This window comes from Peribacillus sp. TH14 (genome assembly GCF_016651145.1).
GTDB lineage: Bacteria > Bacillota > Bacilli > Bacillales > DSM-1321 > Peribacillus > Peribacillus butanolivorans.
Window position 1 is genome coordinate 1,473,463 of the sequence record NZ_JAEKEK010000001.1, and the last position, 14,495, is coordinate 1,487,957.

Consider the following 14,495-nt stretch of genomic DNA (forward strand, 5'->3'; position numbering starts at 1 on the left):
TCTTATAAAATTTCTTTTTCGACAGCTGTAAATGTTTCATCCAGGATTTCAATTATTCTTTCGACTTCTGATTTAGTTATGATTAAAGGTGGTGCAAACACGAGTGTATCTTGATCAAACGTAACAGACCGGCAAATTAAACCATTCTTCGCAGCTTCAGCCACAAGTCTTGGTGCTAGCTGTGTTTCAAAGCCTTCCCCGGTTTGTTTATCTTTGACAATAGAAATGCCTCCAATAAGACCAAGTGCTCTAACATCCCCAATAATCGGGTGTTTGCTTTGTAGCTTTTTAAAGCCCTCAAGCAATTCTACGCCACGCTGTTTCGAGTTTTCTATTAAGTTTTCGCGTTCAATAATTTCAATATTTTTCAAGGCGACAGCACAAGCCATTGGGTGCCCACTGTATGTGTATCCATGTAAAAGCGTGCCTTTAGACAGGGCTATAAAATCCTGATGCATCTTATCATTAAGGACCACGCCACCTAACTGGGCATATCCGCTCGACACACCTTTTGCAAAGCACATCATGTCTGGCACAACACCGAAGTGCTCAATTCCAAAATACGTACCTGTTCTTCCGAAGCCTGTAATGACTTCATCTGTTACCATTAAAATGCCGTATTCATTACAAATCTCTCTTACTTCCTTAAAATAGCCTTCAGGAGGTAGATTCACGCCGCCAGCTCCTTGAATCGGTTCCGCGATAAATGCAGCAATCGTTTCTGGCCCTTCTTGTTCAATGACCTTACGCAACTCTTCAATGGAAGAACCATCTACATAACAAAAATCCGGAGCAATGGAATTCGTGAAGTCACGGAATGGTTTCAAGCCAGTTGCACTTGTCGCTCCCATAGCCACCCCATGATAAGATTTCGAGCGGGAAATAATCTTTTGACGATTAGGCTGGCCTTTTAAAATCCAGTAGTGACGAGCAAGTTTAATTGCCGTATCATTTGATTCCGATCCACCTGAAGTGAAGAAAACTGCATTCAAATCCCCAGGCGCAATAGAAGCAATTTTAGCCGCTAAACGAATAGCCGGCTCATTGCTGAAGGTAGCAAAACTTGAAGTAAACGCCAACTTTGCCATCTGTTCTTTCGCCACTTCAGCCAACTCTTCTTGTCCATGCCCAATATTCACATTCCAAAGTGAGGCCATGCCATCAATGACAGTTCTACCCGTGATGTCCGTAAGATATATTCCTTTACCTTCTGTAAAAATGAAACTTGGACCATCCGCCTGCTGTTGTGCAATTGCTGTAGTCGGATGAATAAAATGCTTTTTATCCAAATCGATTAATTCCTGAATCCCCGTCTTCTCTTTAATCATCTAAAAAACACCCTTCTCACTTAATAGATTTTTTTATCATTTGCTATACGTATTTATATAGCAAGATGCATGCCAAAGTATATGAGCTTTATATAATAGTATTCAAAGAGAAAATGATTCATAAATAAATCAAAAATAGCGCATATTGATTCGAATATAAATCAATCGATTCATATTCAAATCAAACATATTTAAATTTCCATTTATCAACAAAAATTAATACTTTTTTACTAATATTGTCGTTTTTTGTATTTAATTTCTTAATGATGTTACATAACCTGACATAAATTATTGAATTTTCTAAAAATTTGTATTATTATCATGGTAATAACATTTGCATTTCCCTTTTGAGCCCTCGGTTAATCTAAAATGAAAGAAGTTGATATAAATGCAGGTAGGCTTTGAACTGTATCAAAAGCAAACTTTGAAGTTAGCTTTGACCCCTGAATTACAGCAATCGATCAATATTCTACAATATTCTGCACATGAACTTATAGATTTTTTACACCAACAGGCTAACGAAAATCCTGTTCTCGAAATAACCGAAACATTTAAAGACCCTCTCGCCTCTCTCTCTGAATCCGCTATACGTACAAATAAAATAAACACTCAGGCAGAAGGATCTTCGGCTATAAGTAAAGGATTCAATGGAGACAGTGATTATAACCCGATCAATAATTATTCAGTAAAAACAGAAACACTAGAAAATCATTTACTAGAACAAGTGAGTATGCTGAAATTCTTGAAACCTCTTGAAAGAAAGATCCTCGCATTTTTAATTGGAAACTTAAGCGAATATGGATTTCTTGAAGTGGATGCAGTTTGGGCAGCCTCTCTTTTTTCCGTGTCTATAGAAGAAATTGAAGACATGATTCAAGTTCTGCAATCCCTTGACCCTATCGGAGTGGGTGCCAGAGATTTGACTGATTGTTTACTCATTCAGCTGCGTGAGCATGAGCATTATAATGAATTGGCGTACACTATTATAGATAAGCACTTAACAGATTTAGCTGAAAAGCGCTACAAGAAAATAGCCAACCTTTACAAAGTAACTATTCAGGAAGTCCAAGAGGCATCAGATTTTATCCGCACGTTAAATCCCCGTCCCGTCAGTCATTTTTCTAACGATATGACTCATTACATCGTTCCGGACGTATTCGTAGAAAAAGAAAAGGATGGCTATCTGATTACGGTTAACGATAGTTTCGCACCTAAACTATCAATCAATCATTACTATACGAATATATTAGCGACTAAGCCGGGCGATCCAGCTAAAGATTACGTCAAAAATCACTTAAATGATGCTCAATTACTGATTAAAGGTCTTGAACAAAGGCAAATGACCCTTTACAAAGTGACAGCAACAATTGTAGAGGAACAACAGGATTTTTTCTTGAAAGGGATTGCTGGATTAAAACCTATGACACTGAAAGATATATCCGAAAAACTCCAGCTTCATGAATCAACAATCAGCAGGGCCACGAGCAATAAATATATCCAAACGCCGCAAGGCCTCTTCAAATTAAGGAACTTCTTTACTAGAGGCTTAAACCGAGTGAACAGCCAAGAAACCGAATCCACTATTACCATCAAAGAAAAAATAAAAGTCTTGATCGCCGATGAAGATAAAATAAAGCCTTTTTCTGACCAAAAGATTTGTCAAATATTTGAAAATGAAGGGACCAAAATATCCCGTCGGACCATCGCAAAATACCGTGAAGACCTCGGTATACCTGGATCTTCTAAACGCCGGAGATTTTGAAACAAAAAAACTAGCTGTGTAAAAGTACAGCTAGTTTTTTTCTCTTTATAGTTAAACTTTAACATTGGGAAACGGCATCACTAGTTTGAACGACTTCCCATTTATCGTCTTCTCCTCTGACTTTACCCTGACCGATACAATCAAAAGCAACTGAAGAACGAGCCCGATGATACCCTATCACACCAAACCTCTCCACATGCCTACACTCAATATGCGTAGTGGATTGTAATTCGAGAGAGGATAAGATTGGAGTCAAATTTGTTCACTGTTTTTCCTGTTTTTATTATTAAAAGTATAAAGCTGCATCACCAAATTTTCTCCTCACTAGCATGAATGAAGGTACAAAGAGTTTTATTTTTTACCCCACTTATCTTCAAAAATAAGATCATCCTTAGACCGTCTCTTTTCCCAGTTAGCTAATTCAAGAATAGGTTTATCCGGGTATTGATCAGTATAGCCAACCGACATTAGTGCGATAGGCTCGACGTGCGGCGGTATATCCAAAATATCACGGATATCATTTTTCTTGTAAAAGCTGACCCACCCCATTGCTAATCCCTCGGCACAGGCAGCTAGCCACATATTCTGAATCGCACAGGCAGTGGATAGAATATCGGTTTCTGGAATCGAGTTCCTCCCCAACACATGGGAACCTCCCCGTGTCGGATCACAGGTTACACAGATGGTATATGGTGCTTCTTTTAACCCTTCAACTTTCAAACTAAGAAATTTATTTTCTTTTCCGCCTTCATAATGAATTGCGAGCGCTCTTCTCTCTTTATCGGCTGCCCAGGCCAAGCGGTTTTTGATTTCCTGAGATGAAACAACAATAAAACTCCAAGGTTGCATAAATCCTACAGATGGGGCATGGTGTGCCGCATCCAAAATTCTTTGCAGTATTTCCTTTGAAATGGGATCGGGTAAAAAACTCCTGATATCCCTTCGGTTATAAATAGCTTTATATACGGCTGCTTGTTCGTCATTAGTAAACATAGTTCTCCCCCAATGTTTCCGGCTTCTCAGAAATTTATCTAAAAATTCAATATAAATGTTACAGGTAAACCATTACAATTAAAAGTAACTTCGACACAGAAAAGGAATGATGGGAATAAAGCTGAAAAAGAATGTCCTTCTTATCGTTGTCGATATCCAAAAGGCATTCGATGATCCTAATTAAGGCAGGCACAATAATCCTCAGGCAGAATTTAATATTACCCGGTCCATTCAAGCATGGCGGGAGTCTAATCGGCAGGTAATTTATATACTGTACTTATCTGAATCAAAGGATTCCCTCTTTTATCCCGAGAATGAAACAAGCCGGTTTAAAGCGTTCAGTCAATCAAAGTCAACTGAATGGATTCTCACAAAATATGTGAATAGTGCGTTTATCGCTACCAATCTTGAGAAGATTTTAAGAGAAGAGGCTTGTCCCCAGGTTGTCATTACTGGATTAACGACCAATCATTGCGTAGAGACCACCACCCGGATGTCCGGTAACCTCGGATTCATTCCTATCTTAGGATAAGATGCGACCACTACATTTGAGCGGATAGGCCCTGATGGAATGTGCTATAGCGCAGAATTGATTACCAGATTTCCTTGGCAAATCTGCATAATGAAATTCACTGAAATTATGCAGACATAGAGCCTTATTCATAGTCTATGATGATTGGAGATGAGAAGTACCTGTGAAACATGTACAATGGAGAACAGCACAGGCACTCGCCTATATTCTTGAGTCCATGAATATACCTTTTGCGATGAGCGTACTGAAAAACAAATTACATCTGCCCCAATTGCAATGGGGCATTAGTGAAAGGCAGGACAAAGAGTCTGAATTCATCTGGTTCCGTCCACCACAAGATTCACTCTTTCTTGCGGCCTATGTGTGTCAACATAGAGATCTTCATACACCATCCAGTTATCCTCCCACATCGGACGCGCTTCTTCACCATCACGCTCAAGTCCCCGTTCCAAACGCTGATTTCGGGGACATTCTACCCAGATTGTGAAATCATAAAGTTCAGCTAGTTCCTTACGAGTGGAATACGTTCCTTCAATAATAACAAGGCCTTCAGCAGGAATAGTATGCCATTCGCCCATTGCGTCCGTTTCCCAATCATACCGTTGATATTTCGCTTCACCCCTCCAGTTAAGCGGTTGGAGAACCTGACCAAAAACCCGTTGCCAATCATAGTCCGCACCAATTTGCTTTTTGGAGGGAGGCAGTTGGATTCTCTGTGATGACGGCAAATAAAAATCATCCATATGAACAACCGTGCTACCCGGACATTCTGATTGAATACGGGCCGCGAGCGTACTTTTTCCGGATCCTCCGCGACCATCTATGGCGATTAAATATGGAGATTGTTTTTTGGATAACGTATGAATGTTAGCTATAAGACTCTGAATCGTATAAGGTCCTTGAAGTGTTGGAAAGTTCATAAAACATTCCTCCTATACTACATATTTCTATCCTCCCTCCCTTATATTCCTTCCTTGAGAGGATAAAAAATCTAAGAAGAAGGTGCAACTATTGAATAAAATCCAATTTGCCGCCATTTTCGATATGGACGGCACCTTGTTTCAAACAAATAAGATATTAGGTCCTTCACTTGAACGAACGTTTGAAATCCTTCGATCAGAAGGGAGCTGGACAGGAGATACCCCGCTTGCCACGTACCAAAGGATTATGGGCGTCCCATTAACTGTCGTTTGGGAAACCTTATTGCCAAAGCATCCCGAGCATATTCGCCGTCAGGCGGACCAACTTTTTTTAGAATGTTTGAATCAAGAAATCAAAGAAGGAAAAGGTCAGCTTTTTCCTCACGTTTTGGAGACCTTGTCAACGATCAAACAGCTTGGAATTTCCATTTTCATTGCTAGCAACGGTCTTGAAAAATACTTGGAAGAAATCTGTTCATATTTTGGGCTAAATGAATATGTTACGGACATATACAGTGTGGAAAGGTCTTCGAAAGGCTCGAAGACCGACTTAGTGCGAATGCTATTGAAAGACTATCAAATCGAGAAAGCCATCCTGATTGGTGACCGAAAATCCGACATCGAAGCAGCAAAGGAAAATGGCTTAGTGGCTGTAGGCTGTCAATTCGGATTTGCCGCTGAAAATGAATTGAAAGATGCAGATATACTCATCGCTGATTTTCTAGAACTACAAACTTACATTTCTAAGGGATACTAAAGACCACTTTCTAACAAGTTTTCCTGATCTGCCAGCATCACGGCTATCTTATCCTGTATGGCCGTGATGCCTTTTTCTTCTACAAAGTTATTCAAGAGAATGGAAAAGATGATTTTTTCCCCTCTTTTGGTCGTCACATAACCAGATAAGGAGCTCGTCCCTGAAATTGTCCCTGTTTTTGCGCGAACGTTCCCAGTTGCATTAGTCTTTTTCATCCTCTTTCTTAGCGTTCCGCCAACCATTCGTTCTTCAACCCCTGCAACTGGCAATGCATTTAAGTATGCAGGAAACCATGTTTTTTCCTGAACGGCATATAGCAAACTCGTGATTTCATTTGCAGGGATCATATTGACTTGGGAAATGCCGGATCCATCACGCATCTTAATCGTATGCATATCGAGGCCCAATAACGTCAACTGGTTTTTTGCCACTTTCAATCCATCTTCCCAGCTTCCATCTCCATTTGCCGCTTTACCCATTTCTTTTACCAAAACCTCGGCATGGCTGTTATTGCTCAACTTCATGAAAGGAATAAGAAGTTGTGAAAGCGGCATTGATTCATGAGTGGCAATCATCCTTGCATCTACTGGCGTTTTACCTTGCTTCTTTTCACCGACCACTTTGATTCCTTGTTTCTTCATTGATTTTTCAAATAGGTTTAGTGCATACTCTGTAGGATCTGTCACCGAAAACCACTCTTTCATCTGCCCAGCATGTTCCGGAATGGTCCCAGTTACCGTTATAACATTTTTGCCATGAAACCTTTCGACATCGATTTTCTTCTTTCCATCCGCTGCTACGGTTTTTGTTTTGTTTATGATTTCCACATACTCCGTTTCCGGTTTCATCTTCACTGTTGCCTTTTTACCAGCTTTCTTACCTGGAGATACCTCCACGAGAATTGTCCCGGTATCATAGTCTTCATTCGGGGAAGCGGTTAATGCTGAAACAGCAGCTCCGTAGTATTCGTACTCATCACTCCAAACTAAGTCCTTGGAATAACGAACATCATCATACCAGGTGTCATCCCCAATGAGATTTCCATGGACGATTTGGATTTGATTTTGCTTCAGTGAAGCTGCCAACTCATCAAAGTCCTTTTCTAATAAAGTAGGATCTCCTTTTCCTTTCAGATACACATCCCCCTGCAAAACATGGTCGACCTGCAATCCTTTTATGTACAGTTCTGTTTGAAAAACATAATCATCACCTAATGTTTCAAGTGCTGCCGCAGCAGTCAAAAGCTTTAGATTCGAGGCAGGCCGCAGTCTCGTTTGCGAACCGCGTTCATAAATCAATTCTCCCGTTTCTGCTGAACGAATGGAAATTCCCACTAAGGCACCTGCCAATGCTGGAGACTCATTCAAAATCCGCTGAATTTGCTGACCTAGAATTCCCTCTTCATTCGACGCCTGCATCGATTCTCCATTAAAAAAGCAAATCAAAAACAGGAAGAATATAAAACTCAACTTCCTTTTATATGACAAACATACCACTCCTACTCTGAAAAAAACTCATCCCTACTATCTTGTCCATTTTATGGTCAGATAAATAGTGAAGATTCACTTGAAAGTTTCCCCTAATACATACACAAGAAATCCTCAATTATTCAAGCGGTGTTTCAGCTAACAAATCTAGACTTTTATCAATAAACGGCCCCCATACCTAATAGGGCTCTTTTTCATCCCTTTAGATGATATTTAGGGAACTTTTCTGAAAGTTTATTCGTATTAGTATTAAGACACAGTAAGGAGTGAACATATGTATTCAATGATTCAACCGCCCACGAAGAAAATTTCCAAAGAATCCGTTAAAGTTTGGCGGATGACTGAAACCATTACCAATCTTGTAATCCTCGCCGTCCTTAGCATTCTATTGTATGTCGATAATTATTTTGCTTGGAAAGAATGGATTGGATGGACTATAACCGGCCTTATCGTATTACTATTTTTTCATGCAATATGGTCCATCTTTATTGAACCAATCCTTTTGCAAAAGTATTGGCGTTACGACGTGAGCGAAGAATTCATTCAAACAAAACAAGGAGCATGGAAGGAAACTCACGAACTCATTCCGATGACGAAAGTACAATCAGTCAAGTTGAACCAAGGTCCACTTTTGCGGAAATATAATCTTTATTCGATAAGTATCGGGACAATGGGTGCTTCCCATGACATACCTGCCATTTCAGAGAAAGAAGCGTATGAACTACGAGATAAAATTGCCCATTTCGCAAAAATTAAGGAAGTGGATTAACAATGGAAGAACATGCAAAACGGTTACACCCGTTCAAAATCCCTTTCGAATTAGGGAAAGTAATGAAAGGGAACTTGTTTTTTATTATCATGCTTTATGTACTAAACTTCGGTACTGAAAAGACATATATGAAGGTGCTCCAAATCGGGTTTCTAGTTTACTTGGTATGGCGAGTTATTTCAGTTATCCTTCAATGGTATACATATAAATACCAAATTAAAGAAGGAACCGTTCATATTACATCAGGGCTTATCTCCAAGTCGTTTCGAACAGTTCCGTTTCTTAAAGTACAAAACGTACAGCGACGTACAACTCTATTCCACAAACTTTTCAACTTAACTTCATTAACATTTGAAACCGGGATGACTGATGATCAAGGTTCTGTACCATTTGAGGTTATTTCTCAAAAAGAGGCCCAACGACTTGAACAGGAATTATCGTTAATACAAGAACTTTCTGTTATCGAAGTCGCTGGTACTGAAGAGGATATCCTGGAAATTGTTGAATCGGTTTCTGAAAAGACGATTCATTTTACACCTACCAAACAGGATGTGCTGAAAGCCTCCTTTACATCACTCAGCTTCCTGGCGCTTATTCCGATTGTCGCTACTATTTATAATACACTCGATGATTTTTTCAATATGGAAAATGCCGAAGGGTTGCTTGCAACGTTATTAGATACATGGTGGATTGTAACCATAGCTCTCATCGGCATTATTTGTATAGCCGTTGCATTCGGAATTATTTCCACGTTCGTTAAATATGGGAAGTATGAAATATCATCAGACCATGAACGCGTGTATATTAAGAAAGGTGTACTTGACGAATCTGCTTTTTCGATTCAGAAAGAAAAAGTACAAGCAGTCGAGATCACCCAATCACTCATTAAAAGAATGCTTGGTTTAGCGGAAGTAAAACTGATAAGCGCAGGAAGTACAGGCGATAAAGAACTAGAAACAAATACTCTCTATCCGTTTTTATCGGTTGACCGTGCGTATGCGATGATAGAAGAGATTTTACCTACTTACAAAGTGGAACGTTCGATGGAACGCTTATCGAAACAAGCGTTCAAAGTACGAATGTTGCGGCCCAGCTTTTTCTGGATCATTACGACCGTGGCAATCTATTATTTTAAACCGGCCATATGGTATGTATCAGTGATTTTACTCGTCCTTATTTACACATTGCGAATATTAGATTACAAAAATAGTCGTTATTTGTTAAATAACGAGATTATTCAGTTCAAATCAGGAAGCTTAGAAACGTCACTGTTTATTACAAAAAGAAGCAAAGTCATTCAAATTGAAGTAGAACGCTCGAAATTACAAAAACTCTTCGGGCTTGCCTCAATTGAAACTGTTAACCGCTCCAAACCAGTGCATCATACAAAGCTTCAAGACGTATCAGTTGAATATGCTGACGAGTTTTACACATGGTATACTTGCCGAACGCAAAATATTCAAGTCGAATAAGGTTAAAAAACGGAAGAGTTGACTATGACAGTCAGCTCTTTTTTTATTTCATCTATATTCCCCCCTCTCTTCCATCTGTAATCTGCTCTGATAAAGATACCTAACAACATTATTAATAGTTACAAGAATATTCCAACTAAAAGCTTCAAAAAAGTAAAAACATGCCGAAATATCTATTGAAACCATTTTAAAAATTTGAAGTTCTTAAGGAGCATCTCCCACATGAAAAGACTAACAGAATGGTATTTTAATTCTCTAAAAAAACAAATTTTAATTCCTTTTTTAGCTTTGATCATGATTAGTGGATTGGTCATTTCTTATAATAGCTATAATAATAGTGTTGATTTGAGGACCCAGGAACTAACGGTATCGACGAAAGAGCAAGTAAAATCAATAAATAATTCTTTCGAGATTTTCTTTCAAAAAACGGAAGATCATTTAGATAGAATAAGCAAGTATCCCATCATGAATTCTTTTAATAAGGACCCTGAATCTATAATGGCTGAGTTTTCTACGACACATTCCAGCAATGAGGAAATAAATGGATTGTACATAGCCACCGAGAAGGAAGGAAAAACCTTAATATTCCCTAAAACTGTTTTACCAGTTAACTTTGATCCAAGACAAAGAGATTGGTATCAAGCTGCATTGAAAGAAAAAAATAAAATTATTTGGACGGAACCATATACCGATAAAGCAACGAACACACTTGTCATTACCTCAGCCAAAGCCGTTTATGATGGAGATAAATTGATTGGTGTGCTCGGTGTCGACATTTCGATTGATACTTTAATCACGATGGTTAATCAAACGGAATTGGGTGAAACTGGTTATACCGTTTTATTAGATAAGAAAGGATCATTCGTTACGCATCCAGATAAAAAGAAAATCCAACAGGATATTTCAGAAGAAAATATTTTCAAAAAAATGAATAGCGAATCTGGAACAATGATTGAGGAATATGAAGGACAAAGCCGAATCATCAGTTATGTATCCAACCCTAAAACGGGATGGAAAATTGCAGGTGTAATAGATGAAAATGATGTGAAATTACGTGCCAATTCGATGATAATCGACAATATCATCACACTGATAATCGTCTTTACCATCACTGCCGTTTCTGCAATCTTCATCACTCGATCTTTAACAAAACCTATAAATAGGCTGCAAGAATCCATTCGAAAAATGACTGATGGTGATTTCACTTCCACTAATTCCATTTGGAGGAAAGATGAGATTGGGCAGCTTACAGAATACACAAACATAATGACCCGGAATATGAGTCACATGCTGGAAAAAGTTAATAACCTCTCCCATAAAGTAGCTGACTCCTCTATGACGCTCGTCGCCAGTGTAGATGAGAATTCTGCTTCGGCAAACGAAGTAGCTTTGACGATGGAGCAAATTGCGGCGGGGGCCATAGACCAAATTGAAATCGGTCAGAATAATGAAAATGCTGTAAAGCTTTTGGCTGATAAAATCCATGACCTTGAGACACGTACGAGCAAAATGTCCATGGAATCCGATAATATGTTCAAGGCTTCGGAAGATGGAATCGTTCAAGTCCAAAACCTAAAACAGCAATTCAATGAAACGACCCTGATTTCCAATAATATGAGCGAGGCGGTTAAATCATTGGATGTACGTTCCCGTGATATTAGCGATATTGTAAAGACCATTAGCGGAATTGCGGGGCAAACTAATTTACTCGCTTTGAATGCAGCTATAGAGGCAGCAAGAGCTGGTGAGCATGGAAAGGGTTTTGCAGTGGTTGCTGATGAAGTTAAGAAATTGGCCGAGCAAACGGAGCAATCTCTTAAGGAAATCTCGAAAATCATTCATGCCATGCAAACTGATACAACGAATACGGTTAATTTAATTGACCAAGTCAATCAAAAAATCCATCACCAGGATACTTTTGTAACCGATACAGAAAACGCCTTTAGTCACATAGCAAAGATAATTGCGAACACATTCAGCAATTTTGACGAAATTAAAATGATGATGAACGAGATGGTTGCTCAGGTCTCACAGATGTCTAGTAATGCAGAGCATTTAAACTCAATCAGTCAGGAAACGGCTGCCGGTACTGAAGAAGTAACTGCTTCTGTCGAAGAAACGAATGCCTCAATGGAGCAATTAAATGCCCTTGCTAATGAATTAGATACCCTATCCCAGGAAATGCACAACGAAATAAAAAAATTCACATTCTAACAAAAAAGGGACGGACCCTAAGGATCCGTCCCTTTTTATCCAAATCTATTAAAGCGGTCTACTTTTAGTAAGCGTTTCATCCGTTTCTGTAATACCTGAGTAGGAAGAATGGGCTTTTCTCGCATCTGCATCAACTAACACAAGTAGCTTGCCATTCTTCACATCTGTTTCATATCGATTTGCCTCTTCTTCAGGTATACCTAGACCAATTAATGTGCCGGCCAGGCCGCCTGTACCAGCTCCCACGGCTGCACCAGCCAATGTAGCAGCGAGTGGTCCAGCCGCTAATACAGGTCCAATTCCAGGAATCGCTAACGCCCCTACTCCTGCTAATAAACCAGCTGCACCGCCCAAGATGCCTCCGGTCGCTGCACCAGCAGCAAGTCCTTCTTCAACTTTTGTACCCGTTTCTTCATTCACTGTCCTTAATTCTTCTTTATCTTTCGCTACGACTGAAATATCTTCACGATTATATCCTTGATCTTGCAAAGCCTCAACTGCCTTAATGGCCTCTTCTCCAGTTTCATATACACCAATTATACGTTTATCCATATCTATCATCCTCCTTAAAGAATGTAAATTGTCGCTCCCCCTTTACATACCCTGAGAAATGAAAAGAATAAACGTTTTTTAATAGGAAAATATTTTTGATTTAACCCTTTCTTAATAAGGGTATATATAATTATAGTATGCATATTTTTAGGAGGTTTTCTATTTGCTCATCGAGTTACTTAAAGATTTAGTATCTATTGACAGTTCATCAAAAGAAGGAGCCAACGAAGCAGTTGAATACTGTGCGGAATGGCTTAACAAGCAAGGACTTACCGTGAATGTAATAGTAAATAACGGGTACAAAATGCTTGTAAGCGAAATTGGCAGTGGAGAAAAAACCGTGATTTGGAATGGCCATGTCGATGTTGTCAGCGGGACGCCGGATCAATTTTTCCCTGAGATTCATGAAGGGAAATTATATGGACGTGGGGCAGCTGATATGAAAGCGGGGATTGCAGGCATGATGTGTGCATTTTCAGAACTAAAAGATAGAGACTTAGGTCTAAAAATCCAGCTCCAAATCGTATCAGATGAAGAAATTGGCGGTTTGAACTGCTCTGGATATTTAGCGAAGCATGGTTATAGAGGGGACTTTGTAATCTGTGCAGAGCCGACGCAGTTAGGGATCGGCCTGCAGGCCAAGGGAGCCCTTCGTCTGGATATTGAAGTTTCAGGTAAATCCGCACATGGAAGCCGGCCATGGGAAGGAGTGAATGCTATTGAAAAGGCGTATGATCTCTATCAAAAAATTAAAGAACTTCCCTTCACTCGGGAAAATTCTCCACTTTACACATCCCCCTCACTTAATTTGGCTAAAATAAAAGGTGGAGATGTCTATAATAAGGTACCGGATGCCTGCTTACTCAGTCTTGATATCCGTTATCTCCCTACCCAAACCATGGAAGAGATTATTGCACAGATTGAAAGCGTGACAGGAAATAATATCCATCTGATCATGTACAGCAAGCCTGTAAAAACCGAAGAGAATGACCCATTCATCACTCTTCTTCGTCCAATTATTGAAAAGAACACCAATCAGGAAGCTATCATTTTTGGGCAGCATGGCTCCGCTGATACTGTCTTTTTTGCGGCATATGATATCCCGGCTATTGAGTTTGGCCCAAAAGGTGAGAACTGGCATGGCGACAGGGAATGTGTAAGTCTCGAATCTGTTGCTGTTTATCAACAAATGCTCGTCGATTTTGCTTCTGAATTCGTTTTATCTTAATTTATTACAAGTTACAAGCCGACATTCCATATAGCTGTCGGCTTTTTCATGCGTCTATTATTACAATAATAATCTTCTTTTTACTAGATGAAGAGATGATAGTGAAATCATTGAAAATCCCGCAAATAATAGAAAACCTCAAGAACTACGAACTTCATTTCACAAGTGAATAAGAATTGATAACGCTATCCACTAAAAAAATAGAAAAATTCAACTCTTTATGTGTTGCTTTTTTACAAAAAATACAGGCCTTTAAACCTAAACAAAACACAACCATATATTATTCTTTTAAACAAATTATGCCATTAAATCAAGGGTATTAAACAAAAAACCTATTATATTGACAAAATACATAATATTGGAACATTTAAATAATTAGTTCTTTTTACCTGGTTTATATTACAATTGTTTATCAGTAGAAACGCTTTTGTAACACAATTACTATTCCAGCGAAACATTATTGTCATATATAACTGTTATT

Annotated in this window: 13 protein-coding genes; 7 read left to right on the forward strand and 6 right to left on the reverse strand. The window is 39.0% G+C overall.

Features of this window, described 5'->3' with window-relative positions; translation table 11 throughout:
• Positions 1-2 precede the first annotated feature (2 nt).
• Positions 3-1,328: an aminotransferase family protein gene (locus JFU50_RS07235; RefSeq protein WP_201183064.1), complete on the reverse strand. Its 1,326-nt coding sequence runs from the start codon at positions 1,326-1,328 to the stop codon at positions 3-5.
• A 388-nt stretch (positions 1,329-1,716) separates the two neighbouring features.
• Between JFU50_RS07235 and rpoN the strand changes: the two genes are divergently transcribed.
• Entirely contained in the window at positions 1,717-3,090 is a 1,374-nt protein-coding gene (gene rpoN / locus JFU50_RS07240) for an RNA polymerase factor sigma-54 (protein WP_201222267.1), read from the forward strand.
• Positions 3,091-3,148: 58 nt separating this feature from the next.
• Here rpoN and JFU50_RS31400 read toward each other — a convergent pair whose 3' ends face one another.
• A complete protein-coding gene (locus JFU50_RS31400; RefSeq protein WP_274608129.1) occupies positions 3,149-3,271 on the reverse strand; it encodes a hypothetical protein in 123 nt (40 codons plus the stop codon).
• Between the two features lie 170 nt (positions 3,272-3,441).
• Positions 3,442-4,083 carry a 5,6-dimethylbenzimidazole synthase gene (gene bluB, locus JFU50_RS07245; protein WP_053344332.1) on the reverse strand — a complete coding sequence of 214 codons (642 nt, stop codon included), beginning with the start codon at positions 4,081-4,083 and terminating at the stop codon, positions 3,442-3,444.
• A 271-nt stretch (positions 4,084-4,354) separates the two neighbouring features.
• Between bluB and JFU50_RS07250 the strand changes: the two genes are divergently transcribed.
• A complete protein-coding gene (locus JFU50_RS07250) occupies positions 4,355-4,615 on the forward strand; it encodes an isochorismatase family protein (protein ID WP_242486167.1) in 261 nt (86 codons plus the stop codon).
• Between the two features lie 314 nt (positions 4,616-4,929).
• Here JFU50_RS07250 and JFU50_RS07255 read toward each other — a convergent pair whose 3' ends face one another.
• Entirely contained in the window at positions 4,930-5,535 is a 606-nt protein-coding gene (locus JFU50_RS07255) for a uridine kinase family protein (RefSeq protein ID WP_201183068.1), read from the reverse strand.
• Positions 5,536-5,635: 100 nt separating this feature from the next.
• Between JFU50_RS07255 and JFU50_RS07260 the strand changes: the two genes are divergently transcribed.
• Positions 5,636-6,292 (forward strand): HAD hydrolase-like protein, encoded by a 657-nt coding sequence (locus JFU50_RS07260; protein WP_201183518.1) that lies wholly within the window; start codon positions 5,636-5,638, stop codon positions 6,290-6,292.
• Here the strand turns inward: JFU50_RS07260 and dacB are convergent.
• Complete coding sequence (dacB, locus tag JFU50_RS07265) at positions 6,289-7,710, reverse strand: D-alanyl-D-alanine carboxypeptidase/D-alanyl-D-alanine endopeptidase (protein WP_201183520.1); 1,422 nt, start codon at positions 7,708-7,710, stop codon at positions 6,289-6,291. The genes JFU50_RS07260 and dacB overlap by 4 nt on opposite strands.
• Positions 7,711-8,053: 343 nt before the next feature.
• Between dacB and JFU50_RS07270 the strand changes: the two genes are divergently transcribed.
• The 3 genes from JFU50_RS07270 to JFU50_RS07280 all read left to right on the forward strand — a co-directional run bounded on the left by JFU50_RS07270 (position 8,054) and on the right by JFU50_RS07280 (position 12,234).
• Complete coding sequence (locus JFU50_RS07270) at positions 8,054-8,548, forward strand: PH domain-containing protein (RefSeq protein WP_201183075.1); 495 nt, start codon at positions 8,054-8,056, stop codon at positions 8,546-8,548.
• Positions 8,549-8,550: 2 nt separating this feature from the next.
• Positions 8,551-10,020 (forward strand): PH domain-containing protein, encoded by a 1,470-nt coding sequence (locus JFU50_RS07275; protein WP_201183084.1) that lies wholly within the window; start codon positions 8,551-8,553, stop codon positions 10,018-10,020.
• Positions 10,021-10,242: 222 nt separating this feature from the next.
• A complete protein-coding gene (locus JFU50_RS07280; protein WP_201222269.1) occupies positions 10,243-12,234 on the forward strand; it encodes a methyl-accepting chemotaxis protein in 1,992 nt (663 codons plus the stop codon).
• Positions 12,235-12,282: 48 nt separating this feature from the next.
• Here JFU50_RS07280 and JFU50_RS07285 read toward each other — a convergent pair whose 3' ends face one another.
• Positions 12,283-12,786, reverse strand: coding sequence for a general stress protein (locus JFU50_RS07285; RefSeq protein WP_201222271.1), 504 nt, complete (start codon positions 12,784-12,786; stop codon positions 12,283-12,285).
• Between the two features lie 163 nt (positions 12,787-12,949).
• Between JFU50_RS07285 and JFU50_RS07290 the strand changes: the two genes are divergently transcribed.
• Positions 12,950-14,014 (forward strand): M20 family metallopeptidase, encoded by a 1,065-nt coding sequence (locus JFU50_RS07290; RefSeq protein WP_201222273.1) that lies wholly within the window; start codon positions 12,950-12,952, stop codon positions 14,012-14,014.
• Positions 14,015-14,495: the final 481 nt, after the last annotated feature.